Source organism: Paenibacillus sp. sgz302114 (genome assembly GCF_056120345.1).
In genome coordinates this window covers 308,151-332,352 of sequence record NZ_JBVYOI010000005.1, presented here as the reverse complement: position 1 = coordinate 332,352, position 24,202 = coordinate 308,151, and the positions used below count along the sequence as shown (strand labels likewise).

Annotated in this window: 24 protein-coding genes; 3 read left to right on the top strand and 21 right to left on the bottom strand. The window is 52.5% G+C overall.

Annotated features, from left to right (window positions below; translation table 11 throughout):
• The first annotated feature begins 219 nt into the window (after positions 1 to 219).
• Positions 220 to 516, top strand: a complete 297-nt coding sequence (locus AC0LWF_RS15890; RefSeq protein WP_474652508.1) for a DUF3055 domain-containing protein — start codon at positions 220 to 222, stop codon at positions 514 to 516.
• Positions 517 to 566: 50 nt separating this feature from the next.
• A complete protein-coding gene (locus AC0LWF_RS15885; RefSeq protein ID WP_474652507.1) occupies positions 567 to 827 on the top strand; it encodes a hypothetical protein in 261 nt (86 codons plus the stop codon).
• A gap of 103 nt (positions 828 to 930) precedes the next feature.
• On the opposite strand, the gene AC0LWF_RS15880 is transcribed toward AC0LWF_RS15885, so the two are convergent.
• The 19 genes from AC0LWF_RS15880 to AC0LWF_RS15790 all read right to left on the bottom strand — a co-directional run bounded on the left by AC0LWF_RS15880 (position 931) and on the right by AC0LWF_RS15790 (position 19,471).
• Positions 931 to 2,352: a phosphodiester glycosidase family protein gene (locus AC0LWF_RS15880; RefSeq protein ID WP_474652506.1), complete on the bottom strand. Its 1,422-nt coding sequence runs from the start codon at positions 2,350 to 2,352 to the stop codon at positions 931 to 933.
• Positions 2,353 to 2,597: 245 nt separating this feature from the next.
• Positions 2,598 to 5,087, bottom strand: a complete 2,490-nt coding sequence (locus AC0LWF_RS15875; protein ID WP_474652505.1) for a glycoside hydrolase family 38 N-terminal domain-containing protein — start codon at positions 5,085 to 5,087, stop codon at positions 2,598 to 2,600.
• Positions 5,088 to 5,250: 163 nt separating this feature from the next.
• Positions 5,251 to 7,248, bottom strand: a complete 1,998-nt coding sequence (locus AC0LWF_RS15870) for a right-handed parallel beta-helix repeat-containing protein (RefSeq protein ID WP_474652504.1) — start codon at positions 7,246 to 7,248, stop codon at positions 5,251 to 5,253.
• Positions 7,249 to 7,336: 88 nt separating this feature from the next.
• On the bottom strand, positions 7,337 to 8,323 hold the full coding sequence (locus tag AC0LWF_RS15865; RefSeq protein ID WP_474652503.1) for a LacI family DNA-binding transcriptional regulator: 987 nt from the start codon (positions 8,321 to 8,323) through the stop codon (positions 7,337 to 7,339).
• Positions 8,323 to 8,724, bottom strand: a complete 402-nt coding sequence (gene rbsD / locus AC0LWF_RS15860) for a D-ribose pyranase (RefSeq protein WP_474652502.1) — start codon at positions 8,722 to 8,724, stop codon at positions 8,323 to 8,325. Before rbsD ends, AC0LWF_RS15865 begins: the two co-directional genes overlap by 1 nt.
• Positions 8,725 to 8,905: 181 nt before the next feature.
• Entirely contained in the window at positions 8,906 to 9,820 is a 915-nt protein-coding gene (locus AC0LWF_RS15855; protein WP_474652501.1) for a 5'-3' exonuclease, read from the bottom strand.
• 46 nt (positions 9,821 to 9,866) lie between these two features.
• Positions 9,867 to 11,081, bottom strand: a complete 1,215-nt coding sequence (locus AC0LWF_RS15850; protein ID WP_474652500.1) for an aminotransferase class I/II-fold pyridoxal phosphate-dependent enzyme — start codon at positions 11,079 to 11,081, stop codon at positions 9,867 to 9,869.
• A gap of 23 nt (positions 11,082 to 11,104) precedes the next feature.
• The gene (locus AC0LWF_RS15845; protein ID WP_474652499.1) at positions 11,105 to 11,467 is read right to left on the bottom strand and encodes a Spx/MgsR family RNA polymerase-binding regulatory protein; all 363 of its coding nucleotides are present in this window, start codon (positions 11,465 to 11,467) and stop codon (positions 11,105 to 11,107) included.
• Positions 11,468 to 11,713: 246 nt separating this feature from the next.
• Positions 11,714 to 12,706: an RluA family pseudouridine synthase gene (locus tag AC0LWF_RS15840; RefSeq protein WP_474652636.1), complete on the bottom strand. Its 993-nt coding sequence runs from the start codon at positions 12,704 to 12,706 to the stop codon at positions 11,714 to 11,716.
• On the bottom strand, positions 12,693 to 13,322 hold the full coding sequence (locus tag AC0LWF_RS15835; RefSeq protein ID WP_474652498.1) for a cob(I)yrinic acid a,c-diamide adenosyltransferase: 630 nt from the start codon (positions 13,320 to 13,322) through the stop codon (positions 12,693 to 12,695). Before AC0LWF_RS15835 ends, AC0LWF_RS15840 begins: the two co-directional genes overlap by 14 nt.
• 68 nt (positions 13,323 to 13,390) lie before the next feature.
• A complete protein-coding gene (locus tag AC0LWF_RS15830; protein ID WP_474652497.1) occupies positions 13,391 to 14,563 on the bottom strand; it encodes an MFS transporter in 1,173 nt (390 codons plus the stop codon).
• A 160-nt stretch (positions 14,564 to 14,723) separates the two neighbouring features.
• Positions 14,724 to 14,936 carry a Spo0E family sporulation regulatory protein-aspartic acid phosphatase gene (locus tag AC0LWF_RS15825; RefSeq protein WP_474652496.1) on the bottom strand — a complete coding sequence of 71 codons (213 nt, stop codon included), beginning with the start codon at positions 14,934 to 14,936 and terminating at the stop codon, positions 14,724 to 14,726.
• 134 nt (positions 14,937 to 15,070) lie between these two features.
• Complete coding sequence (locus AC0LWF_RS15820) at positions 15,071 to 16,288, bottom strand: aminotransferase class I/II-fold pyridoxal phosphate-dependent enzyme (protein ID WP_474652495.1); 1,218 nt, start codon at positions 16,286 to 16,288, stop codon at positions 15,071 to 15,073.
• A 16-nt stretch (positions 16,289 to 16,304) separates the two neighbouring features.
• Positions 16,305 to 16,796 carry an Lrp/AsnC family transcriptional regulator gene (locus AC0LWF_RS15815; RefSeq protein WP_474652494.1) on the bottom strand — a complete coding sequence of 164 codons (492 nt, stop codon included), beginning with the start codon at positions 16,794 to 16,796 and terminating at the stop codon, positions 16,305 to 16,307.
• Positions 16,797 to 16,965: 169 nt separating this feature from the next.
• The gene (locus tag AC0LWF_RS15810; RefSeq protein ID WP_474652493.1) at positions 16,966 to 17,436 is read right to left on the bottom strand and encodes a spore coat protein; all 471 of its coding nucleotides are present in this window, start codon (positions 17,434 to 17,436) and stop codon (positions 16,966 to 16,968) included.
• A 20-nt stretch (positions 17,437 to 17,456) separates the two neighbouring features.
• Entirely contained in the window at positions 17,457 to 17,744 is a 288-nt protein-coding gene (locus tag AC0LWF_RS15805) for a hypothetical protein (protein ID WP_474652492.1), read from the bottom strand.
• A 56-nt stretch (positions 17,745 to 17,800) separates the two neighbouring features.
• Positions 17,801 to 18,469 carry a DUF2642 domain-containing protein gene (locus AC0LWF_RS15800; protein WP_474652491.1) on the bottom strand — a complete coding sequence of 223 codons (669 nt, stop codon included), beginning with the start codon at positions 18,467 to 18,469 and terminating at the stop codon, positions 17,801 to 17,803.
• 23 nt (positions 18,470 to 18,492) lie between these two features.
• On the bottom strand, positions 18,493 to 18,792 hold the full coding sequence (locus AC0LWF_RS15795; RefSeq protein WP_474652490.1) for a hypothetical protein: 300 nt from the start codon (positions 18,790 to 18,792) through the stop codon (positions 18,493 to 18,495).
• A gap of 94 nt (positions 18,793 to 18,886) precedes the next feature.
• The gene (locus AC0LWF_RS15790; protein WP_474652489.1) at positions 18,887 to 19,471 is read right to left on the bottom strand and encodes a DUF6897 domain-containing protein; all 585 of its coding nucleotides are present in this window, start codon (positions 19,469 to 19,471) and stop codon (positions 18,887 to 18,889) included.
• A gap of 1,337 nt (positions 19,472 to 20,808) precedes the next feature.
• Here AC0LWF_RS15790 and AC0LWF_RS15785 point away from each other — a divergent pair.
• The gene (locus AC0LWF_RS15785; protein ID WP_474652488.1) at positions 20,809 to 21,882 is read left to right on the top strand and encodes a CotH kinase family protein; all 1,074 of its coding nucleotides are present in this window, start codon (positions 20,809 to 20,811) and stop codon (positions 21,880 to 21,882) included.
• Between the two features lie 8 nt (positions 21,883 to 21,890).
• Here the strand turns inward: AC0LWF_RS15785 and cysK are convergent, their stop codons facing one another.
• Both cysK and AC0LWF_RS15775 read right to left on the bottom strand, forming a co-directional pair.
• On the bottom strand, positions 21,891 to 22,811 hold the full coding sequence (gene cysK, locus AC0LWF_RS15780; RefSeq protein ID WP_474652487.1) for a cysteine synthase A: 921 nt from the start codon (positions 22,809 to 22,811) through the stop codon (positions 21,891 to 21,893).
• A 21-nt stretch (positions 22,812 to 22,832) separates the two neighbouring features.
• On the bottom strand, positions 22,833 to 24,164 hold the full coding sequence (locus tag AC0LWF_RS15775; RefSeq protein ID WP_474652486.1) for an MFS transporter: 1,332 nt from the start codon (positions 24,162 to 24,164) through the stop codon (positions 22,833 to 22,835).
• Positions 24,165 to 24,202 lie beyond the last annotated feature (38 nt).

The window sequence follows — 24,202 nt, the reverse complement described above, 5'->3', positions numbered from 1 at the left end:
CACGGCCGGTCGCCGCACAACAAAAAAAAGCACCCCTAACGCCAATAAATTGGCGAAAGAGGTGCTTCCTCACGTTCAACGATTTGATTGCTCATATCATAGCACAGCAGCACATGCAAGGCAATATCCAATTATGCCAAAAGGTTCCTATTCGTGTCGTTGCCCCATTCCAAGGAGTGATGCTATGATAGAGCGAGAATAGAAGAGGAGCGAAGTTTGATGCAAATGAATGATTATGATTTTATGTCCGATACCACGGAAGACACTTCGACCCGCTTCGTCACTTTCATCACGCCGAACCTGAAGCGATTCGATCTTGCCATTACAACGACGAACCGATTCTACGGCAAAAAGCTCATCGTTGATTTGCAGGGCGGCCGTACAGCAATCGTCGGTCAGGATGACCTGGACGAGGAAGGCTACTTGGAATTCACTTTCAAGCTAACTGAGGAAGAAGCGACGGATCTTCGCCAGTTTTTAGAATTAGTGGTTGGAACGGTGAATTTTACCGACTAATCCCGGGTACACTGTGACGGTAAACCAATAGCCGCCATCAGGAGGTACCCATGTTTAAAGATAATCGCCAGCCCTATGCTGACTTGAAAACGGTCGAATCCCAGCGCAATGATCTTGCCGCCGAAGAGTTTCCCGATGGCCCATACGGTTCTAATCGGATCCTCGCGGAGTCGCTTAGTACGAATAGACCTTGGCGGATTGAACAGCGCTCACCAAATCGGTTCGATTATGAGAATCATGAGCTGCATGCAGGTATAGATCGTGATTATCCCGGTGATGATACTTACCCGGATGCAATGGATGAACCGTGATATAGACTTGCTGTGTGAACAAGAAAACCGCTTGGGCTTATGCCAAATGGTAAGGATTTATCCATATCCTGACCGTTTGGCATTTGCCAAGCGGTTTTTTCTATTACCACTTCAACTGCTGACCGAACAGGAGCGCATTACTGAGCGATCTTCCAGGAGCAGTGACGGTTTTGCCTTGGAACCATAGCCCAGAGGAAGCGCCTCCGTCGAGATTCATCGCTTGCTGCGCGCCGAGCTTCATCATTACTTGCGCCCACTGCTTCATCGTCGCCCCCGGCACCGTTGCGAGCAGGATGGAGCCGTCCTTCATAATCGCAATGCCGCTGCGCGCGCCGCCGCCTGTGAGAATCTTCGGATCCTGGAACCCCTCTGCTGCTGGATTAACCGTTACTGCGCCATTCGTCACCAGTCGCGGGCCCGCTCCTACTGCAGTATGAATGCCAGACCAATCAAGCGATTTGCCTTGCATATTAGTTAAGCTAACCGTATATGCAACCTGCGCTCCGACCTCGAACCGTTCTGCCTGCCCCTTTTCCCTTCCTTGGAAAACAAGCACATAACCATCTGACGGAATCGAAACGTCGACTCCGTGATGAATAGCAGCAACCTTGCGGTTTCGAACCACGACCGCCGCATCCGCAGCGAAGCCAATCGTCTTGCCCCGTTTCGGCGTGAAAAGAATCGCAGAAGCGCTGCCAGTCGGCTTCCGGTTCATAAAGTAGACGTACCACGAGCCGGTACCGCCTTGTTTGCGGCTAACGGTGCCGCGCACATTGATGCGCAGCGAATCCATCACAGCGCTGCCGTCCCAGCGGAAGCCGATCGTCGTGCCGCGGTTGCCAATATGCTCCGCCAGCCCGCTGCTGATGAGATTGCCATAAGGATCGGGAATGTCCGTATATGCATCAAAAAATGTGCCGTTTATCGCGATGTCTGCTTTATAGAGCGAGGCGATCTGGCTAAGCGACTGCGTCGTGCCGACTCGCCGATTCGCGATGCCTGCGGCAACCGGCATCCCTTTTGGAATGAGAACGGTGCTAACCGTGAAAATTGAGCTTCCTGCTTTTACTTTGCGTACTTCAAGCTTTGGCTTGAAGGCAAGCTGAGTAGGTGCTGCCTTTGTCACTGTTACAGGCAGCTTCAGGACTACGACTGTGTCGGCGGTAGGAGATGAGGCTTCGCCCTCCGACGCGGACGCCCGAATCGTCAACGTCGTCATACCTGGCGCAATAGGCGTCAGCACGCCTGCCGCGTTCACCGATGCGACGGCTGGATTGCCTGTCGAGCAGCTTAATGTCGCTGGCTTGGATAGCTTCAGCTTAATGCCAACCGGCAGCTGTTTGCCAAGCGGCAGCGTGATCGAAGCAGTTGGGTAGCTGATCAGCTTCGGCGCCGATGGCTTCGATTGAGCTTGTGCAGGTGGTGCATCCGGTGCAGGTTGCGCCGCCCATACGGCGTCCGCTCCTGCGGTAATCATCGTGAGCGCCATCAAGGCAGCGATGGTTCGTAGAGCAGTTTTCTTCATAGCAGGCTGTAAATCTCCTCTGACTGTATAATTTTGGTTGCGTCTACTATTTCTTCGGCGGTTCAGCCGATGAATTGAAGCATTCGGCTAAAAAAAGAGACCGGAGTGCTCCGGTCTCTTTGGCTTGAGTTGGTGGTTTCACCGCTAACACGCACACGCACACGCACACGGATCGGACCATTTTTTCGCGAATAAGCACGCTAGGATCCGTTAGCTCATTGAGCCCGCGAGTCGGTTTTGTCCGACTACTCCTCCATCAGTACCGTCTCCGTCATCGACCGTTCGCTTACAGAAACGCGGAACGTCTTCACCTCGAACGGCGCAAGCGCGACAAGGCTCGAAATGCCCAGCATCGGGATCTCCACTGTCGTCTCGCGCGCGATGCCTGTCGGCTCAAACAACCGCAGAACATAATCGCCGCCTCGCTCCATCTGCTTGAAAGCGCCGAGCTGCACGACTGCATCCTTCAACACGACGAGCGGCTCTACCGGCTCGCCGCGTCCTGAAGGGAAGAAGGACAGCGAGTAGGGCACTTCATTATGCTGCGCCGCTTCGCGATCTACGGCGCTTAGCCGATCGTCCGCTGCCCCGCCGTTCAGCCAATAGGTGAACTCGCGCTCGCCCTGATCGATCCGCGGCGAGAAGCGGTCCTGCACGATGAGCGGACGCTCCATGATTGGATGCGCCGTGTAGCTCGGGCTGCGCAGCAGCGTCGGCCGGATCGCGCCATCCTTGAAGTCCGAGCCGTACGTGCCGTTATTGATCAGCGTCAGCGCCACACCAGACGATGCGGAGCAAGCTGCTGTCCATTTCTGCGCGACAGCCTCCCGCCCGGTCGTATCCAGCTTCTGCACACCGTACATCGTCTGACCGATGTACGAAGCGTCTCCGTCGCCAATAGCAGTCGGAATGGACAGCTTCAGCAGCTTATCCTTCTCATTCCAGAAGACGCGAGCATGCACTTCAAGCTCGGTGCCCTGTTTCGGCAGTTTATAAGTAAGCGCAAGCTTCGAGTCGTTATACGCGAGCATCGCTTCCACTACCGTGCGAACCGCACCGTCCTCGATGACGCGGACCGACGGCAGGAGCACGTGCCGCAAGCCGGAGAAGTCAGAGCCGGCGCCGCGGTCCATCAGCTGGAACGAGCCAATGTCCGGCTCGAACCGGTTCGTATCCATCCGCCACGGGTCTTCATTATCTGCAACGACTATCGGCTGGAACGCCCGCTCCTTTACATACGAGACGCCGTCAACTGTATACGCATCGAGCAGTCCCGTATGCGCGTTAATGACCGCAGTCATTCGATCATTTGAGAAGCGGATTACCCCGCCTTCCACGACAACTTGTGGCAACGGCTTCGCGGGCAGCATCTCAATACGGCAATCAAACCGGTTCATGGAAGACGGTGCAAGCTCTGCTTGGAATACAACGCGTTTACGCCAGTCCAAGTTAATATTGCTGTGCTCTTTCTCCGGCTGCGACTCGATCCGTTTGCCATCCTGGTATACGACCGGCATGGAGAACTCATCCTTCCAGTTCTGGTCAGCAAGCATAAATTCACATGCAAACACGCCACGAACCGGATAAGGATGCGGATTGTAGATCAGAATCGGATATTCGCCATCGTCCGCTTTGCGCTGCCCCGAGGCAAGCGCGAAGAAGGCGCGCGCCTTCAGCCTGGAGACGATTTCAAGGCCATGCCCAAGCAAGCGAAGCGATGCATCCTCTGCAGGCTGCACCGACGAGCCCGGCAATATATCATGAAACTGTGCGGTCATCAAATCCTCCGTCGCCTGCCGCAGCTCTTCACGAGGATAAACCAGCTTGCCTGCAACAGCGGCGGCTGATAACATTTTCTCCGTTAAATAAAGCTCGTTCTCCAGCAAGCGATGCTTCTGCTTAATCCGAATCATCGACGTATAGCAGCCGACGAATCGCGGATTCAAGTCCCCTTCATGCGCTGGCAGCTCAGCACGATTCTCCGCCAGATCGGCAAAATACTGCTCAGGCGTTGAATGTACAATCTCTACTTCTGAATCCCCATTCGCCATCAGACCGCCGATCTCGTCCAAATCCACCCGAGAAGGTCCGCCGCCATGATTGCCTACTCCCCACAGCATCAAGCCAAGCGATTTGCCCTCACGCTGCACTTGCTCCAGCCGCTGTTCAATCGCACCGCGCGCCTGCCCCATGAGCGTATTGTACTGATAAGTCTGATGCGCCATCACCTCGGAACCGTCGAAGCCGATCCAACGGAATTCCCGGTCAGGCCCTACCGTATGATCATCCGGGCGCATGAACAGATAGGAATCGAAGCCAGCTTGGCTCATCAGCTGCACTAAACCACGGGAATGCCCGAAGGAGTCGAAGTTAATCGCCGTCGTTGGCCGGGCACCGAACTTCTCTGCGAAATACGCGCGTCCATGCAGCATTTGCCGCACGATCGACTCACCAGAGGGCATATTGCAATCAGGCTGCAAATACCAGCCGCCCATGATATGCCACTTGCCGAGCCGCGCTAGCTCCTGAATTTCCGTGAACAGCTCCGGCTCATATTCCTCAATCCATTTGTACAGAATGACCTCATTGTGATTGAAAACATACCCTTCATATTCCCTGCAAAATTCAGCCGCAGCTCTGAACGTCGATACTGCTGCCGCCGCTCCTTCCTCCCATTCCCACTGCCATACAGGGTCCAAATGCGCATTGCTTAACAAGTGAAGCTTCGCAGCCATTCGTTCATCCTCCCGGAATCATTTTCTCCCATTACGCATGTTCGTTATTAACATTAAATGTTTCTATCAAACATACAATACCTCACATTTCATGCGCTGTCGATAGAAAAGAAAGAAGGCGTTTCTACTAGTCACCCTCGCCAAGTAGATACGCCTTCCCCTCTTACTTCTGTTCTTGTACAAACGCGATCTCGTCAAACGATAAGGTGAAGTCTCCTCCGATAGATGTAATCTGAAGCTCCAATAGGTTCAGCTGGTTCAGATCAGGATTGCCTGTCATGCTCCGCACCCATCCATTCACTTCCCGGGTCAGCGGGATGCATTGATGCGACCATCCGCTTCGCGCTTCCGAAGCGATCTGCGTCCATTCGAAGAACGGACATGCGGCAACCCACTGCACATACCGGTTGAATGTTTGTTTCATGCGGACGGTGAAGGCAGAAGGAGGGAATCCTCCCCATGTCTCATGCGAGAATTTGATCCAGAAGTGGAGCTCACAGCCGAACGCTAGAGCCTCATCCGCCGCTGCATTCGGCATATGAAACTGCAGCTTGACGAGTGATGATGCGGCTTGCAGCTGTACAGAAGGTCCGGCATCAACGGCATCTTGCTCATTTAACTCAAGATAAGCGCTACGGCTCGGAATAGCTTCCTTAATGACCGCCGAAGCCATATCGAAGCAGTACTTCACTTGCTCGTCAGCCGGCAGCACATGAAGGTCTATCCAATCGAGATCAACAGTGCCGGATGCGCTTATGACCGTAAGCCCCACCCGATAAAATCCTGGCTCCGCGTATGTATGTTCGACTGCTGCAGCCTCGCTTCTTGTTCCATCCCCCAAGTCCCATTGGTAGGTCAAGCTGCTACCTCCGTCAATATCCTGACTGTACGAGCCGTCGAATTCCACCACGCCACCTGCTCGCGGGCTTACAGTAGCAAGCGTTGCCACAGCAACCGGCGACGGACCCTCCGCTTCGCATACGGCAACTTGCGAGACGTTCACTTCGTGATGGAAGTCTCCGCTGCCATTGCCGGTTATGGTGTTGCCGGCAAAATAGAGCTGCTTCGCATGTTTGATATAAACACCATACGTGTCGTTATCCGTAATCTCGTTCTGCTCGACGATCCAATGGAACGCTTCATAGCCTTCCTTATAGCCGATCGCAAGACCTACGCTCTTATTGTGATGAATCCGATTGCGCCGCATCGTGAAATGGCTGCTCGAGCCGTTCACGACCGCGATTCCCGCGTTGCCGAATTTCTCTGGCGCGTTCGCGATTCGGAGACCATTATAAGCGGCTTCGTTCTCGATCAGCACCGCACGACACGAGCCTCCGAGCCAGAAGCCGTAGCTGGAATGGTTGCCCTTATTGCGCACAAACACGTTGCCCGGATCCCATACTTCCCAAGCATTGTTGTTTGCATGGGACGCATCGTTATTTTCAAAATAGTTGCCTGTGCTTACATAGCCATTCAGCGAGCGAATAAACACGCCATCCCCGCCGTAGGTAAAGTCGTTATTCCGAATCCGGTTGTCATTCGATCCGCTCTCGATCAGCACGGAGGTTGAATCTCTCGCATGGACCTCCCCTGGAGCGATTCGGATGCCATAATTCATAAGATTGCTATCGATCTCGTTGCCGGAAGAACCCCATAGCTTCAAGCAAACATTCGTGCAATTGGCGAACGTGTTGCTGATTACCTTATTGCGGTCTGCGTATCTCAAATAAAGCCCGTTCCAGACCCGATTGCCAATATTGCGGGAGACGATGCTCTCTGAGACACGCTCCAGAAAGAGCGCGCCATACGGTTCTCCGTCACCCCAGCCGTAATCAGGATCCGTATAGTTGTCGGAGAAGTCATTGCAGTCAATAACCCAACCAGAACCATTCGACACCTTCATGCCAACCTTGAAGCCATATACGCTTAGGTTTTTAACGGTAACACCGCTATATCCATTGCAGGAAACGCCTGTACCGTCGTAGGTGTGAATGTTGCCGGGCTTCCCTCTGCCACGAATGACTGCGCCGTTGCCGTCAACCGTAATATGGTCGGAAGCGATAACGATGCCCTTGCTATTGCTGAACATATATTCTCCTGGCTCAAAAATAACGTCCTCGGTAATAATCATACCAGCGTATGGCTTTACAGTTTGCTGCATGCTGTTGCATGCCCCCCGTTTCTGAATTGGCTTCAGTCCGACTGATCATGATGAGCGATGCTTGTGCTCTACAGCTCTTGCAGGCAGATTACGTTGAGCTGCGTTCCATCAGCTGAACGTCAAGCTCGTAGAAGCGATTCTCTCCACCGTTTGATTCGATCTTGCCAATAAGGATCTCGGCGGCCATCTTGCCCATCTCCGCTATCGGCTGCGCAATTGTTGTCAGCTCCGGCTCGGTCATGCGAGTCATGCCGATGCCATCGAAACCGCACAATGCCATTTGCTCGGGCACTCGGATACCGTGCCGGATTAGCCCCTTCAGCGCGCCAATCGCCATCATATCGTTGCCTGCGAAGATACCGTCCACATCGGGATGGCGTTCTAATAGCAGCTGTACGGCCTCGATTCCGCTCTCAACGCGGAAGTCTCCCGGAATGAGCAGTGATGGCGAGTACCAGGAGTACTGCTGCGCAACTTGCTCATATCCTTCAAGACGCTCGCGCGCCGTAACGATGGATTGCGGCCCATAGATGTGCGCGATTTTGCGGCAACCTTTATCAAGCAGATGCTGAACCGCGAGGATGGCGCCTTTTCGGTTGTCAGCACGAATGATACTGCAGTTGTCCGCATCGCCGCTCCGGTCAAGCACGACGATCGGTGTACCGGATTGATGCAGCTCCTCCAGATCCTCCTGCAATAACGAATCCGTTGCAAAAATAAACCCGGCAACACTATTGCGATGGAGCGACTTAATATAGGTGAGCTCCTTCTTCCGGTCATTGTCCGAGTTGCACAGAATGAGCGTGTAGCCTCGGCTTAGGCAAATGTCTTCGACCGCTCGAGCGAGCTCCGGGAAGAACGGGTTTGAAATATCCGGCAGGACGAGTGCGACAACCTCCATCCGTTTCCCAGCAAGCCCGCGGGCAATCGAGCTCGGCTGATAGTTCAGCGCTTCGATGGCTTGATTAACTTTGTGTTTCGTCTCCTTGTTTACGTAACCGTTGCGGTTAATAAACCGGGAAACCGTAGCGACGGAAACGCCGGCAAGTGCAGCCACATCGCGAATCGTAGCCATTAAAATACAACTCCGCACACAAGAGATACATTGGCGTACGGCGTAAATTCACCTGTTCGTATAACCGCTCGCGCAACTTGCTTCACATGCGTCTTTAATTCCTGATGCGGCAAGTGGCGAATCGGCAATTGCGGTCCGGTCAGCGCTATCATTTGGCGGTACAGCTCCGGACTTTTCTCGATCATTTCCGGAGCGATGATAACTTCTTGGACGCAAAGCTCATTCAGAATGACTTGCAGCGTCTCGATAAATCCGGGCACGCCTTGGGTCAGCGCGAGATCAATTCGCTTCATGTCCGCAGGAATCGGATAACCGCTATCACAAATAACAAGCTCATCCAAATGGCCGAGCTCAGCGATCAATTTTGAAATTTCCGGATGCAAAAGAGGCGACTTCTTCATAAATGACTCCTTTCAGCTCACGTGGTACCGGTTACATAAACGTTTAAAAAAGGGTCAAATTGGAACCTCATACTCAGCGTTAGACTAGCATGGAAGCGTTTTCCTGTCAATGGAGAAAAGATGGACAGCGTAAAAAAGCCGAGAACGGATGTCACCCGCCTCGGCCTATATTGCTGTATTGCTATACTGTCGCAAACGGGTCCATTTCACGGACCGGATGGCCTTCGAGAATTTTGACCAGCGCGCCGAATTCAAGCTCTTCGAACTTCTGCTCAGCGGCTTCCTTCGTTATATGCCAGCTGCAAGCAGACAGTTCGCAGCTTATCGGCACATTGATGCGAATCGTTGCGAGGTCACGGGACAGATGCAGCATATCGAGATCAGCTTCGATTTTGGAACGAACGCCTTTCGGAAGCTTATCCAAATTCAACAATACGCCTTCAATCGACTGGTATTCCAAAATGAGCTTGAGCGCTGTTTTCTCGCCGATGCCTTTGACGCCAGGATAATTATCGCTCGTATCGCCCATAAAGCCTTTCAGATCAATCACTTGCGTCGGGGTCAGCTGCTTCTCCTCAAGCAGAACCGCCGGATCGTAGACCGCGTAATTCAGCTTGCCCTTCTTCATGATGACCACCTTCACCGTCTCGCTGACGAGCTGAAGCATATCATGGTCACCTGTTAGGATGTAAACTTCCGATTCCGAGCTTAGCTGTGTTGCGAGCGTGCCGAGACAGTCATCAGCTTCAAAGCCGACGATACCGATATTTTGAATGCCCATCGATTCGACAACGTCTTTCACGAGATCGAATTGCGGAATAAGCTCCTCTGGCGCATCGCCCCGATTGCCCTTGTAATCCGCGAACTGCTCGGTGCGGAACGTCTTGCTTCCCATATCCCAGCAGCAAATGACATGTGTCGGTTTGAATGTGTTGATGGCGTCAAAAAAATATTGGATAAAGCCATAGACCGCGTTCGTCGGCAGTCCTGCCTTCGTCTTGCGGATGTAGCCGGTGTAGGATGTTGCATAGAATGCGCGGAACAATATCGCCATCCCGTCGACAAGCAGCACTTTGCGTTTCGTGCTCTCAGACATGTAATCTCCCCCATGATGATCGTTATACTAGTGAAATCTATGATTTCTATTCGCCTCTTATGAATCTTCCGATGCGTTCTGCGGCTTCTACTAATCTAGCTTCGCTCTCTACGAGTGCGATTCGGACGTAACCTTCCCCTTCAGCGCCAAAAGCATCGCCTGGGATGACTGCGACTCCAGCCCTTTCGAGCATTTCCCGGGAAATGCGACGAGAGTCCCAAGGTTCCGACAGTTCCCATCCCATTTCTGGAAGCTTCGCCCAGATAAACATGGTCGCTTTCGGATACGGCACTTCCCAGCCTTGACGGTGGAGCGCTTGGACGAATTGATCGCGGCGCTTCTCGTAAAGTGTCCCGACCGGCTGATGGGTGGTAGGCACCATATCCTGCTGCAGCGCAATGATGCCTGCCTCCTGAATCGGGAGAAATACGCCATAGTCAATGTTCGCCTTCAGCTCGCGCAGCGCTGCGACAGCTTCCCGATTCCCCGCGAGAAAGCCGATGCGGCAGCCGGCCATGTTGAAGCTTTTGGACAAGGAATGAAACTCTACGGCAATGTCTAGCGCACCTTCTGCTTGCAAAATACTAGGTGGCCTGTAGCCGCCATATGCCATCTCGGAGTATGCGAGATCGTGAACGATGAGCACATTGTGCCGCTTCGCATACGTAATGGCCTTCTTGAAGAAGTCCAGATCCGCCACTGCGGACACCGGGTTGCTCGGATAGTTCAGGAGCATAAACTTCGTGCGTTGCCATACCTGCTCCGGAATCGCGTCGAAATCGGGCAAGAACTGATTTTCTTCCCGCAGAGGCATGAGATACGGCTCTACGCCTGCCAGTGCAAGCCCGACGGCATATACGGGATAGCCCGGGTCTGGGAGGAGGGCGATATCACCTGGATTGCATAGTGATAGTGCCAAGTGGCCGAGGCCGTCTTGGGAGCCCATTAGGGAGACTAGCTCGTGCTCCGGGTCAATCAGGACGCCGAAACGGTAGGCGAGCCAGTCCGAGGCTTGCTTCAGGAAGCGAACGGATCCTTTGGACCCCGGGTATCCGTATGCATTGTCGCGCAGCACCGCTTCGCTTAGTGCAGTGCGAATCGCCTGCGAGGGCGGCAGGTCAGGGCTGCCGATGCTCAAATCAATAACGTCGACGCCACGGTCGATCGCCGCTTTCTTCCACTCTGCTACTTCTGCAAAAATGGACGAGCCAAGATGCGACAGTCGCTCAGCGCGCCATCCTTTTGTAGTCACTGTATCCATGCCTCCCCATGTCGATCAGAATGTTATCCGCGCCAAACTTGCTCGAAATCTTCTTCTTTGAAGCCAACCGTTACAGTAGTGCCATCCGTGACGACAGGGCGCTTAATGAGGCGTCCGTTCGACGCTAGCAGCTCGATCTTCTCTTGATCGGACATGCTCGGCAGCTTGTCTTTCAAGGAGAGCTCTTTGTATGCATCACCGGAAGTGTTGAAAAACTTCTTCACTTCAAGTCCGCTTAGCTTGATAAGCTCTGCAATCACGTTCGCAGGCGGCGCTTTCTCGAATACGTTGTGCGACTCCAGCTCATAACCGCTGCTCTTCAGTTTCTTTATCGCACTGCGGCATGTGCCGCATTTGGGATATTCGTAGATGGTTAGTTTTTTCATATGAGTGGAATCTCCTAAAATGTTAATTACCCCCTAAATCAAGGGCGACTTCTACCCCTAAATCAAGGGCGACTTCTACCCCCTAAATCCCCCTGCAAGGGGGACCCCAAGGGCTCCCGCCCTCTGGACACCCAAAGGTCTAACGTCAGGGTTAGAGAGGTGTTCTATTGTTGGTTTTGTTGGTGGATCGCTTTCGTCCCTTGCGGGACACGCTTCACGTTTGCGGTAATGGGGGATCTTCTTTCGCTACTCCAGAGCGAGGAGAGCCGCTTCAAGCTGCTGAAGATCATCCGGCAGCTTGGCTTCGAACGTCATCTGCTCCCCGGTAATTGGGTGCTTGAATGACAGGATCGCCGCGTGGAGAGCTTGACGCTGCACAGCTGCTTCAAGTGCCCGCGAGCCGCCTTCGGTTTCCTCTCCTGCAAAGCCGTATAGCTTATCGCCGATGAGCGGGCAGCCGATATGCTTCATATGCACGCGAATCTGGTGCGTCCGGCCTGTCTCCAGCTTGATGCGCACTTTCGATGCGGCACCGCCGCCGTAAACGGCCTCGACCTCATAGTGCGTCACGGACGGATACCCATCCGCCCTGACGACGCGCAGATGCGGATTGTCCGTATCGCGGTCGATTGGTTCATTGATCGTCCCCGTCTCCAGAGCAGGAGCGCCGTACACATAAGCGCGGTACCGCTTATTCACTTCTCCTGCCTGCAGCTGCTCCGATAGCTGCTGATGAATATAAGGATTCTTCGCAATCGCGACAAGGCCGCTCGTCTCTTCATCGAGCCGATGAATGGGACGGAACCGCACCTTCTCCCCTCGCGACTTCCAGTGATATACAACGCCATTTGCCAGCGTTCCCGTATAATGGCCGTGAGTCGGATGAACAATAAGACCTGGCGGTTTGTTCACGATAAGCAGATCTTTGTCTTCATACACAATATCAAGCGACATCTGCTCAGGCAGAATATCGTCGGACTCTTCTTGCTCCATCCGCAGCTCGACTATATCACGGGCAGCGACGCGGTCATTCGTATACACTCGCTCACCGTTGACTGTAATGCCGCGCTCCGTCAGCTTAACCCGTGACAGCAGTTTACGGGAGACACCGAGGCGGCGCTCCAGCACGTTGCGAACCATTTTCCCATCGTCCTCAGGTTGTACGACTACAGTAAGAGCCTCATAGTAATCCACTACCGCTACTTCATCTGTCGAAATGAACCTTCTAGTTACTTCCATCATGTTCGGATTTTCCGTCATTTGCGCCTTTTCCATCTTTTCCGTCATCACTCTTCTTGCGGAACACATCCGCACTCCGTATATATTCAGTATCCGGCACACCGAGCTTCGCATTCGCCGCGCGTGCGGCTGCGAAGAAGTAATCGGACAGCCTGTTCATATAAGTCTGCACCGGCTCATGCACCTGCAGCTCTGCAGCCAACGTCACAATGCGGCGTTCCGCTCTGCGACATACTGTCCGACACACATGCAGCAGCGCCGACACTTCACTCCCGCCTGGCAATATAAACTTCGTAATCGCTGGAGCCGCATCCGTATGCGCATCGATCCAGCCCTCAAGACGGGCAGCCGAAGCCGGCGCCATCTTCAGCTCACGCCCGTTCGGATCGGCAAAAGCAAGATCCGAGCCACAATCGAACAGCTCCTGCTGAATTTCCAGCAGCTCTTCCACAAGCTCCTGAAGTCCAGCCGCCGCAGCGACCGCTGCCGTCTGGCCGACAAAGCTGTTCAACTCATCCACTGTGCCGTAAGCCTCAACACGACTGTCGTCCTTGCGAACACGGCCGCCTTTCACCGATGTATTGCCTTTATCGCCTGTACGAGTATACAATTTCACCGCTCGCCACCATCCCGTCCTATCCAAAATACTACTCTTCATCATAGCACAAAAGCTCTCGTTAACGCCTAGGTGGAGCCAATTTCCTGAGCTGCCATACTGCCTCGTTTCCCATAAATGAAGAGCAGAACGAGACTGAATAAGAGCGCACATAGCGACAAGCTTGAAATAATCAAATAGAAATAATGCACGCCTGCCGACTCATACAGCACACCGCCCGCATACGAAGCAACGATGCCCGATACGCCGAAGAACAGCAGTGCAAGAACTGTTTGTCCAGTCGCCTTCCACTCTTCCGGCACGATCCGGTACAGATACTGAATAGCAGCCGAGTAGAAGATTGGGAACGTGAACATTTGAATCCCTTGAATGTATACGAGCGCGTGCGGGTCGGTCACCCATGCCGATATAAAGAACCGCAAGAAATAGAAGAAGCTTGCAAAAGCGATCATAGCCAGTTCCCGCCCTTTGCGCATCCACCAGAAGCTCAGCGCAAATACGAGAATTTCTGTGCCTGCCGCGAGGAACCACGCTTGCCCGACAAGCTCTGGACTGCCGCCTAGATCATGCAGCGACACGCCTAAATACGTATCGTTCATCCGTGATGGCACGGCAGCGATGAAGATTAATACGAGAAACATGAGTGTCTCGCGATGGCTAAGAAACTTGGCTAAACTCTTCATTGAGACAGGTTTGCTCGCAGCAGGCACGTCCGTCAAGGTCAAACAGACGATGAAGCTCACCGCACACAAAGCAGCGAACAGCGGCGCCATGCCGCTCACTCCGAAGTAAAGCATGACATAACCGACCGCAAGCGACATAACGGCATAGCCAAGCGCACCGAATGTGCGGATCGAGCCATAGCTGACGCCGCGCAGCTCAGAGATCTGGAAGTTGAGGCTCTCCGTCAGCGGATCCATCGGCAGCAGGAAGCAGTAGAGCAGCATCGTGAATAGCACAAGCAAGAGGAAGCTCCCTGAGGCGTATAGTAAGTAGCCGATTACTGCCGAGCATCCGATAAGCACGAGCAGCACCTTGCGGATCGTCTTGGCACGGTCGCTAATCATTCCCCAGAACGGCTGGGCGAAGATCGACACGAAGCCGCCAGTTCCGATAATGATGCCGATCTTCGTAGCAGATTGTCCTTGCGCATCCAGATAGACGGGCAAGAATGAGATAAACATCGCGAGTAACGCGAAAAATAAAAAGTTAAACAGGCGCAAATTTGCTGTGGATTTCATTCTAAATCATTTACTCCTTCATCTTTGCCAAGTGAACACGGCTCTCGTCGTCCTACGGTGACGCGTGCTAACTTATACTTTCTTAGATTTACAAAAGAAAAGAAGTCCCCAATAAGGACCTCTTCCTCTCCGAAGTCGACTGCCGCGTGTTCAGCCTGTCTTACGTGTGCTGCGCTGCGTAGCTTCTTCGAAATTGCATATATTCGTTTATTTTCATATCGAGAAGCCGACTTAAATCAATAACCTTCTCCGAGCTAAATGTCGCTTCTTCAAAATAGGATTGCTCCATCTTGATTCGCAGCGCATAGATCTCGTCTTCAAGAAGACGTATGGATGAGGACATAAGCTTACGACCCGTTTTTGCACAAGCCATTGCCATCCCTCCTGTCATCAGCTCAAAAGAAGTAAACTTGCGCGCAATTATAAAGTTTTTTAAATTATAACAAAGTTTGGGAAAACTGAGTAGTATCCATTTTCAGCAAATTTATCCATTGCGCACAAATGAATTTAGTTGCCTTTAAGCTCTCTCACGTAAAGGCCGATTCGTTCGATCGCTTCGGTAATCAGATTCACGTGTGTCGCGTAGGAGCAACGCAGATGCCCTTCTCCGCCCAGACCGAATACATCGCCCGGTACAGCTGCTACTTTATGATTATTCAAGAGGCCTGTCGCAAACTCCTCCGAAGTAAGCCCAAGTCCGGCAATGGAAGGGAAGGCGTAGAACGCCCCTTGCGGCTCGTGGCATTCAAGCCCGATTTCACGGAAGCCCCGAACAACGATTCTACGACGCTGATTATACGATTCCACCATCCGATTCTTCTCTTCCATGCCGTTGCGAAGCGCTTCAAGCGCAGCAACCTGTGCCATATTGGAAGCACACATAACGGTATATTGGTGAATCTTCAGCATCGCCGAGATCAGCTCAGGATGGCCGCATGCGTAACCAATCCGCCAGCCCGTCATCGCGAACGCTTTGGAGAAGCCGCTAACGAGAATCGTGCGGTCCTTCATCCCGGGCATCGCAGCGAAGCTGACATGCTTCGTGCCGTAAGTAAGCTCTGCATAGATTTCGTCAGAGATAACGATGAGATCATTCTCTTCTACGACCTTCGCGATCGGCAACCAGTCTTCATAGGTCATAATGCCGCCTGTCGGGTTGCTTGGGTAGCATAGAATAAGCAGCTTCGAGCGCGGTGTAATCGCTGCTTTGAGCGATTCAGCCGTTAACTTGAAGTTATCCTTCGCGAACGTTTCAACGCCGACTGGAACACCGCCGCTAAGCGCTGTAATCGGCGAATAAGAGATATAACATGGCTCTGGCACGAGAATTTCGTCGCCCGGTTCAATCAAGGCACGCAGTGCAAGGTCAATCGCCTCGCTGCCGCCGACCGTAACGATGATTTCATTCGCAGGATCATAGGTCACGTCAAATTCACGGTTCAAATAAATGCCGATCTCCTCGCGAAGCTCGGGCGTTCCAGCATTAGATGTATACTGCGTCTTGCCTGTTTCAAGCGCATACACGCTTGCTTCGCGTACATGCCAAGGCGTCACAAAATCCGGCTCGCCTACGCCAAGAGTAATAATATCTTTACGTCCGCTTGCCAAATCGAAAAATCGGCGGATGCCAGACGGTTTAATGGACCGCACCTGCTCCGAGAGATAATCCGACATGGATGCACGGCGCGACAATGTTCCCGTTTGCTTTTCCTCGTCCTTAATCATACGGAATTACACCCCTTTACGGCGAGACTAGAAGACGGTGATCGTCCTCATGCTCTTCGAATATAATGCCGTCCTGCTTATATTTCTTCAGAATGAAGAATGTTTTCGTAGAAAGTACAGCGTCGATTGGCGATAGTTTATTCGATACGAAGGACGCGACGTCCTTAAGCGTCTTGCCTTGCACCTCAACGAGCAAATCGTAGGCGCCGGACATCAGATAAACCGATTTCACTTCCGGATATAAGTAAATCCGTTCAGCGATGCCTTCGAATCCACGGCCCCGCTCCGGTGTAATTTGAACTTCTATAAGTGCAGTTACTTTCTCGTCTTCAACCTTGCTCCAATTAACAACGGTCGCATATTTGACGATGATATGATCCTGCTCCAATTCCGCAATCGCCTGCTTTACCTCCGCGGCGGGCGCGTCAAGCATTGTCGCGATTAAATCCGCGCTGCGTCTTGCATCCTCTTTAAGCAGTTCAAGTATTTGCCTTTTTCGTTCATTCATCGTCAAACCCTCCTGTTTCCTTCACATTTACGAAGCTTCCAAGCCTCCAAAGTGAAATAGCTATAAAGATTATATTACAACGAATTAGGGCGTCCTGCAAAGCAGAAAACAAATGCTTGGTTTCCACACAAAAAAAGACCCCGAAGGGTCTTGGGCAGCACCGCCATCCTTACATATAGTATGGATTCGGATTATGCTGTTGCTGGGGCTGGCCCACGTGCTGTTGATACTGCGCATTTGGCGGCTGCTGCTGATGCTGTATCGGCTGGTACTGCTGCTGTATGCGATAACCGCCTCCGCCGAGGGAGAGCTGCTGCAGAAACTGATCGGTCTTCTGCGCAGTCTGCTGATTCTGTTTCAGCTGCTTGTCGATCTCCTGCCGAAGAGCGGGCGATGATGTGCTGTACATATTGTTCTGTTCCATGACCTTAAATAACTGTCCCTGCAATTGCAGCGTGCTGTTCAGCAGATTCGTAAAGAGCGCTCGTACTTGCTGGCAGCTGGATTCTGTCGCGGCAGTTGTGTACTCGCTGACAACCCGCTTCAAATCGGCTAGTACGGTATAGGCTAAATCTTCATCGGTCAGTATCGGGTGATGCTGGGCTTGTCCTTGCTGTTGTTGATATGGTTGCTGGTACACGTTCGTTGTCCCTCCCCCTGTTATTGCTGCGGCTGCATCGGCGCGAGCTGCTGATGCTGGCTAATGGATTGAAGCAGCATTTGCACATGCTGCCTGTGGGTTTGAATCATTTGCTGACCTAGCTGACGTAAAGCGATATTGGTTGCAGATTCCGCCATAACTGCATTTTGCTTAATGAGCAAATCTTCATTCGAGATCGAATCGACCAGATATTCAAGTTCCTTGCCTGTTAAAGCTTGAAGCAATGTTTTGTACCTCCTGGATGTAAAAAATGTCGTTCGCTTGGCTATTGTGCCCTGTCTTTCCATTACGTATGTAGCCGTTTCTCCCCGCAGAAGGGGAAGAAAGCGGTGAGTGCCTGCGATTATGGCAAATGAACGGTTTTGACATGATCAAAGTGCAGATATACCGGGTTGCCGCCTGCTGTAGACAGTTCAATCATATTTTGGTCGAGGCCCTTGAGTACGCCGATCTTGTTTGGATTCTCCCCTAAGTCGAGGATGACAAACTCACCAATCAGCTTGCGGAGCTGTTGATCAAAGGTTCTGGCGAGTGTAATAGGCGAGGGTTTGAGCGGAAATTGTTCTGGAGTCAGCGTATACGGCGTCACATTGGGGTTGTAAGGAATTAAATATTTCAGATGCTGCAATGAGACGATAACGGAATGGTACACAGGTGAGTAGAAGACGAAGAAATCGTTCATTACGCTGGTCAAGTAGCCATGGATCGATTGATTGCCGGTTATATACAGCTCGGAGAACATCCCTTTGGCATTCATAAGCACTTTGCGGTAAGAGATCGGATCATTCTGCGGTTCAAAAGGGAGCTCAGGGACATCTATTTCCTGCTGCGTATCGTTCTTGGCCAGCCTAAGCTGCTGCAGATGGATCAAAGGAACATACAGAAACTGCGTACCGTTATGAAGCACGAGAATATCTTGACCTAGATCAATAAGCTTGCCGCGAATAGGCATCATCTTTCCTGAGATGTCAAGCTCGACATAACGGTCTAATAAAGGGTGACGATGTTTCATGAAATCGGCCTCCTTTCATCCTATTAAATGCGTCCATGCATAGAGACTGAGTAGACTTGCAAGCAGCGTTGCCCGCCGCCGGCGAGAATAGCGGACATGGATATACAAAAGCCAAGTTCCGAAGCGAGAAAGCGGATCAGACCAGTTTGCTGCAAGCCGTCCACAATCACATCAATACCGAACGCAAAGAAGAGGAAGTGCCAAGGAGTCTTTGCCGCCACATCTCGCACGCAAGCGACGACGATGATCATGCAAATCTGAAACAGCCGCCAATTGACAGGAAGACTTTCTGGAGATGGTGTATGTGTGCTGGAAGTTATCATGGATCTCTCCCCTTGTCAGCGTGTAAGGCTTAGCCGGGGCCGGCTGAACAGCCATAGCCCCGACATGCACCTAGGCCTTATTAACCTGGGAGCATTACTTCCCTGATCTGCAGCTCTTGCCGCTTTTGCCGCCTTTAGCAGTTGCATTGCGATTGCCGCGAGCGTTGCCGCTGTTGCTTCCGCCGCTGCTGCTGTTGCCTTTATTGCCATTGTTGTTATTGTTGTTATTGTTGTCGTTGTTGCCGCGGCTGCCTTGGCTGCCTTTGCTTCCGCCGGATGCATAGATGCCTGCAGTTTTAACCGTTTTGATGTGGTAGAGCGGGATTTGCACCAATTCTTGACCAACTACAAGCATGAGCGCTTGGCTGCCAACTTGAGCGATGAAGCCTTCGATTTTTTCCGGACCGCCCCAGTTGATTTGAACAAATTTGCGAGTGAGCGCTTGGAGTACGCCGTTGAAGCTGTCAGCTTTAATGAATTGAGATTGAGATTGGCTCATACCGCGACTGGACTGACTAGGAAGATCTGTTACGCTCTTCACATGCGAGGAGTTCACATATACGGTGCCTGTGCTGTTGCGAAGCACAACATAACCTTTTTGAACACCAATCAGACGACCGTCAAGCGATTCAGGACCGCCGCGGTTAATGCGGACGTTCATACCCATTTGAGATTCCAAGAAATTTTGCCCTCCCGTTTCCTGTTTAGGTGGTTGATTTCCACGACTTCCTTGTGTTCCTTGCGTTCTTTGCGGTCTTTGACCGCTTCTGTTGCAGCAGCCGCCATTTACCATTTGCCAATTGTTGCTCTTAACTTCCATACCAAAATCCCTCCGTAAAGTAATAGATTTTGACCTGTACCACGACGAAAGCACCGGTGCAAATACGTGACGATTCGACCTACCTAACATACGGTTCATCCATCTCGCTTCGGCATTCATCCCTCCATTACTTGCCCCGGTGAAATCTATCATGGGAGACAATTTATAATGTATTTATATGTATCCCGTATCGTAGAGGTACTAGATTTATATCTATTTTCTAGAAGATTAGTCATGAGCCCAGTGCGATTGATAGATTCGAAACATAGCTTGTATTAGAAACTATCAAAGGAGGAATAACATATTTTGCAAAGAAAAATGACGATTTCGACACAAGGTTCTCAAGGCTCCCAAGGTTCTCGCGTTAACCAACCATCTCAAGGTTCCCAAGGGTCCCGTGGTTCCAATGGCTCGCGTGGCAACCAACCAACTCAAGGATCTCAAGGGTCCCGTGGCTCCAATGGCTCCCGCGGTTCCCAAGGCTCCAACGGCTCTCGTGGTTCCCAAGGGTCCCGCGGTTCCAACGGTTCTCGTGGTTGGGAAGGCTATGATGGCAATGAATACGACTGGGGGAACAGCGAATCTGACGGTTCCTTCGGTTCAAGCGCTTATGTTCGGGGAAACAACAATAAAAGCGGTGGTAACAACAAAAGCGGCAACAACCAAGGTTCTCGCGGTTCTCAAGGTTCCCGCGGCTCCCAAGGCTCCAAAGGCTCCCAAGGCTCCAAAGGCTCTCGTGGTTCCCAAGGTTCCTGCGGCGACTCTCAAGGTTCCCGCGGCTCCAACGGCTCTCGCGGCTCCCAAGGCTCCAACGGCTCTCGTGGCTCCCAAGGCTCCAACGGCTCCCGTGGCTCCCAAGGCTCTCGCGGTTCCAACGGATCGCGCGGCTCTCAAGGCTCCTGCGGCGACTCTCACGGCTCCCATGGAACTCAAGGAACTCAAGGCTCTCGTGGCTCCAACGGCTCCCGTGGTTCCCAAGGCTCAAACGGTTCTCGCGGTTCCCATGGCTCCAACGGCTCTCGTGGTTCCCAAGGCTCCAACGGCTCCCGCGGTTCCAACGGCTCCCACGGCTCCCACGGCTCCCACTGCTAACTCCCAGTTAGCGCCGCACCATTAGACGAATATCCGCATAGTGTAAATAAGCTGAAGCCTATCGAATGCGATAGGCTTTATCTTTTGGCTAAGGAGATGGTCTAATGTCCGGGGAAGGACTGCCTACTCGTAAAATAACAATTGACCTCGAAGATTTGCGGAGGCTGGAATCGGACGTTTGGAGCAACGAGTTCGCTCCCGTCAAGCTGGAGATGAACGGCGTCGTCATGGATGCCCAGCTTCGGTTCCGCGGCGGTCACACACGCAACTATCCGAAGAAATCGTATGAGATCCATTATGGATACAATCAAATTCTGCACTGGAATGCCGAGTTTGACGATCCCTCTATGATTCGCAACGCGCTCTCTTTTCAATTTTTCAATCTGATGGGTGTGCCTTCGCCAAAGACGAGGCATATGTGGCTCGAATGGAACGGCAATCCGCATGGCTGTTACTTAGAGCTTGAATCTGTTGATTCGAGGTTCTTCCGCAAGCGGGGCATTGGCGCGAGATCGCTGATCTATGCGGTTAATGACAAAGCAAACTTCAGCACCATCGACCCTTATACGGACGCGGAGAAGGAGACGATGTTCGAAGGATATCGGGTTATGAAAGGAACGGATTATACGCGTACGAAGCTCATTCGCTTCGTAAAACGCATTAATCGGCCGGCTAACTCATCGCTGCGGACTTATTTGGCGAACCGACTTGATGTCTATTTATACTTGAAATGGCTCGCAGGCGCAGTGCTGACCGGCAACTACGACGGGTTCGACCAGAACTACGCGCTGTATGAACATACAAGCACGGGCAGATACCGGATCATTCCGTGGGATTATGAAGGTACATGGGGGAGAAACTGCTACGGCAAGCTATGCGGCAGCGATCTTGTCGATGTGAAGGGGTACAACACGCTTACGTGGAAGGTGCTCTCATATAAGTCATGCAGGCAGGCTTATCGCAAAATCCTCTCGAATATGCTCGCAACCAAATTTACAGTGGAAACGATTGAACCGATGATTGCGAACCTGTATGAGAAGCTCGGACCTGCGATTCGGGATGATTTTACGCGCAAATGGCCCTATTACGCCTTCGAACAGGAGCCGCAGACTTTTCTGGACTACATTGAAGAACGCAGGGCCATTGTGCAAGAAGTGCTCGATACATGGAAAGATTAAACCAATTATTATTCAAATAGTCCCATACTTAAATACCGCTCTCCGCTGTCCGGAGCGATACAAAGCACACGCCCGCCTTCACCAATACGGCGGGCTTGCTCTATTGCCGCCCATACGGAAGCGCCCGAGGACGGACCAAGCAGCAGCCCTTCCTCTCTGGCAAGACGACGCATCGTCTCAATAGCATCATCATCGGACACACGGACGATTTCGTCGTAGACCGATGTGTTCAGTATTGCCGGCACGAAACCCGGACTTGTGCCAACAAGCTTATGCGGCCCCGGCTTACCGCCCGACAGCACTGGAGAGCCAAGCGGCTCAACGACAGCAACGTACAGTCCTGGCAGCGCATCCTTAAGCGTTTCTCCAGTTCCGGTAATTGTTCCTCCGGTCCCTGCTGAAGCGACAAACACATCGAGCCTGCCGCCCGTTTGAAGCAAAATCTCCTGCGCCGTCGTGACGCGATGAATGTCCGGATTCGCGTGATTCTCGAATTGATTCGGGATATAGCTGCCCGGATGCTCTGCTTGCAGCTCGAATGCACGTTTGATCGCGCCTGGCATGCGTTCAGCGGCAGGCGTCAGCTCGACCTCCGCTCCATATGCCTTGAGCAGGCCGATCCGTTCCTTGCTCATATTGTCCGGCATGACAAGGATTAGCTTGTAGCCCTTGGCTGCGGCATTCATCGCCAGGCCAATACCGGTGTTGCCGCTGGTCGGCTCGATAATCGTCGCTCCCGGAGCAAGAATGCCATCCTGTTCTGCGGATGCAATTAGCGAGAACGCGGCACGGTCCTTCACGCTTCCGCTCGGGTTGAATCGCTCAAGCTTCACGAGCACTTCAGCCATACCAGGCAGCCTAAGTCTTCTTAAAGCAACGACCGGCGTCTCGCCGATCAGTTCAGTTACATCGTTTACTATACGGGGCATACACAGCCCTTCCCTTCCCCATCAGCCTCTCGAAGGAGAGGCACGTTCTTTATCAACAGGCTTCGTGCGAAGCAGCGGCCGCATGAGCAGCCAGCCGAGTATCGGAAAAGCGCCGACAGCCAGCATAAGCGAAGGCACGACATACGGAGAGCGGTCAATGAACGGCAGCACGATTAAATATGCCGTTACGCCGATAACTCGGCCGACCGTCAGCCCCGCCTCTCTCAGAATGACGAACTCCTCCCTCTGCTTCGCGCTGTCCTCATCGCTTCCGATAAGATCGAATACAGCCGATGTCATCGGTATAATATAGAGCGGCATGAAGAGCGCCGTTCCAAGACCAAAGATAAGCAGCGTCCGGTAATTCAGCGGCATGAACAGCACGACTACGATTGCCGTGATCGCAATCGAGCCGATCATCATGGCGACGCGTCTTCGATTCGGCTTCAGCATCCGACCAATAAGCCAGAAGCTTACGAGCGCGACGAACGACGTAATTAAGGAGAAATTGCCGAGCTTCCCTTCATTCTTCGTCGCAATGTAGACAAGCAGGCCGATGAAGAACATGAAGACGCCTTCGCGCACTCCTTGCGCTATGATAGCCGGGACCGCCAACCGCCAACGGTTGCCGTGCTCACGCAGCACGCGCAAACCATGAAACCATTCATACGTTCCGCTTGACTCCCGCTTCTTCAGCCAGAAGCTGAGCACGACCGCCACAGCAAAGATGACAGACGACACTGTAAAAATAATACTGTACCCGCGCTCACCTTGATGGATTGTAATGAGCCAGCCCGAAATCCATGGCGCGATAATGCCTGCACCTGACCCGAGCAATCCGGCCCATCCATTGAAACGGTCGCGGTTGCCAGGCTCGGTAATCTCGAAATAGACAACGTTGAACGCAAGCCAGAAGCAGCCGTTGCCAATTCCAATCAGCATGCCGAGCGGCACAATATAAGAAATAGCCGTTTTGCCAAGCAGCAGCACGACCAAATAGAAAACTCCGGACAGCGCAACGCCGAGCCGGAGGCTGTTCATTTTGTTATGCTCCTTCACCCATTTGCCAGCCAGCCAGAAAGTGAGGCCGCTTACGACGAACTGGGTTAAATTGAACCAACCGATCAGCGCGAACGAACCGCTCGCTTTCCATAGATAGACCGGCAGAAACGTGCCGGACAGCGCGTTCGCAATACCGAGAAGCGCTTGTACCGCGAGCAACAGAATCGCTTGGCTATCCAGCACGCGGCTGTCCATATTTCGCTTGTTACCTTCATTCGATACGATGCGTTGCTTTTCTCGCGCTTTACCTGCATGCCAACGTGATTGCACGGTATGTTTGCCTTGCTCCAATCGCGAATCCCTCCCGCCTGCTGCTTACCTAAAGCTGC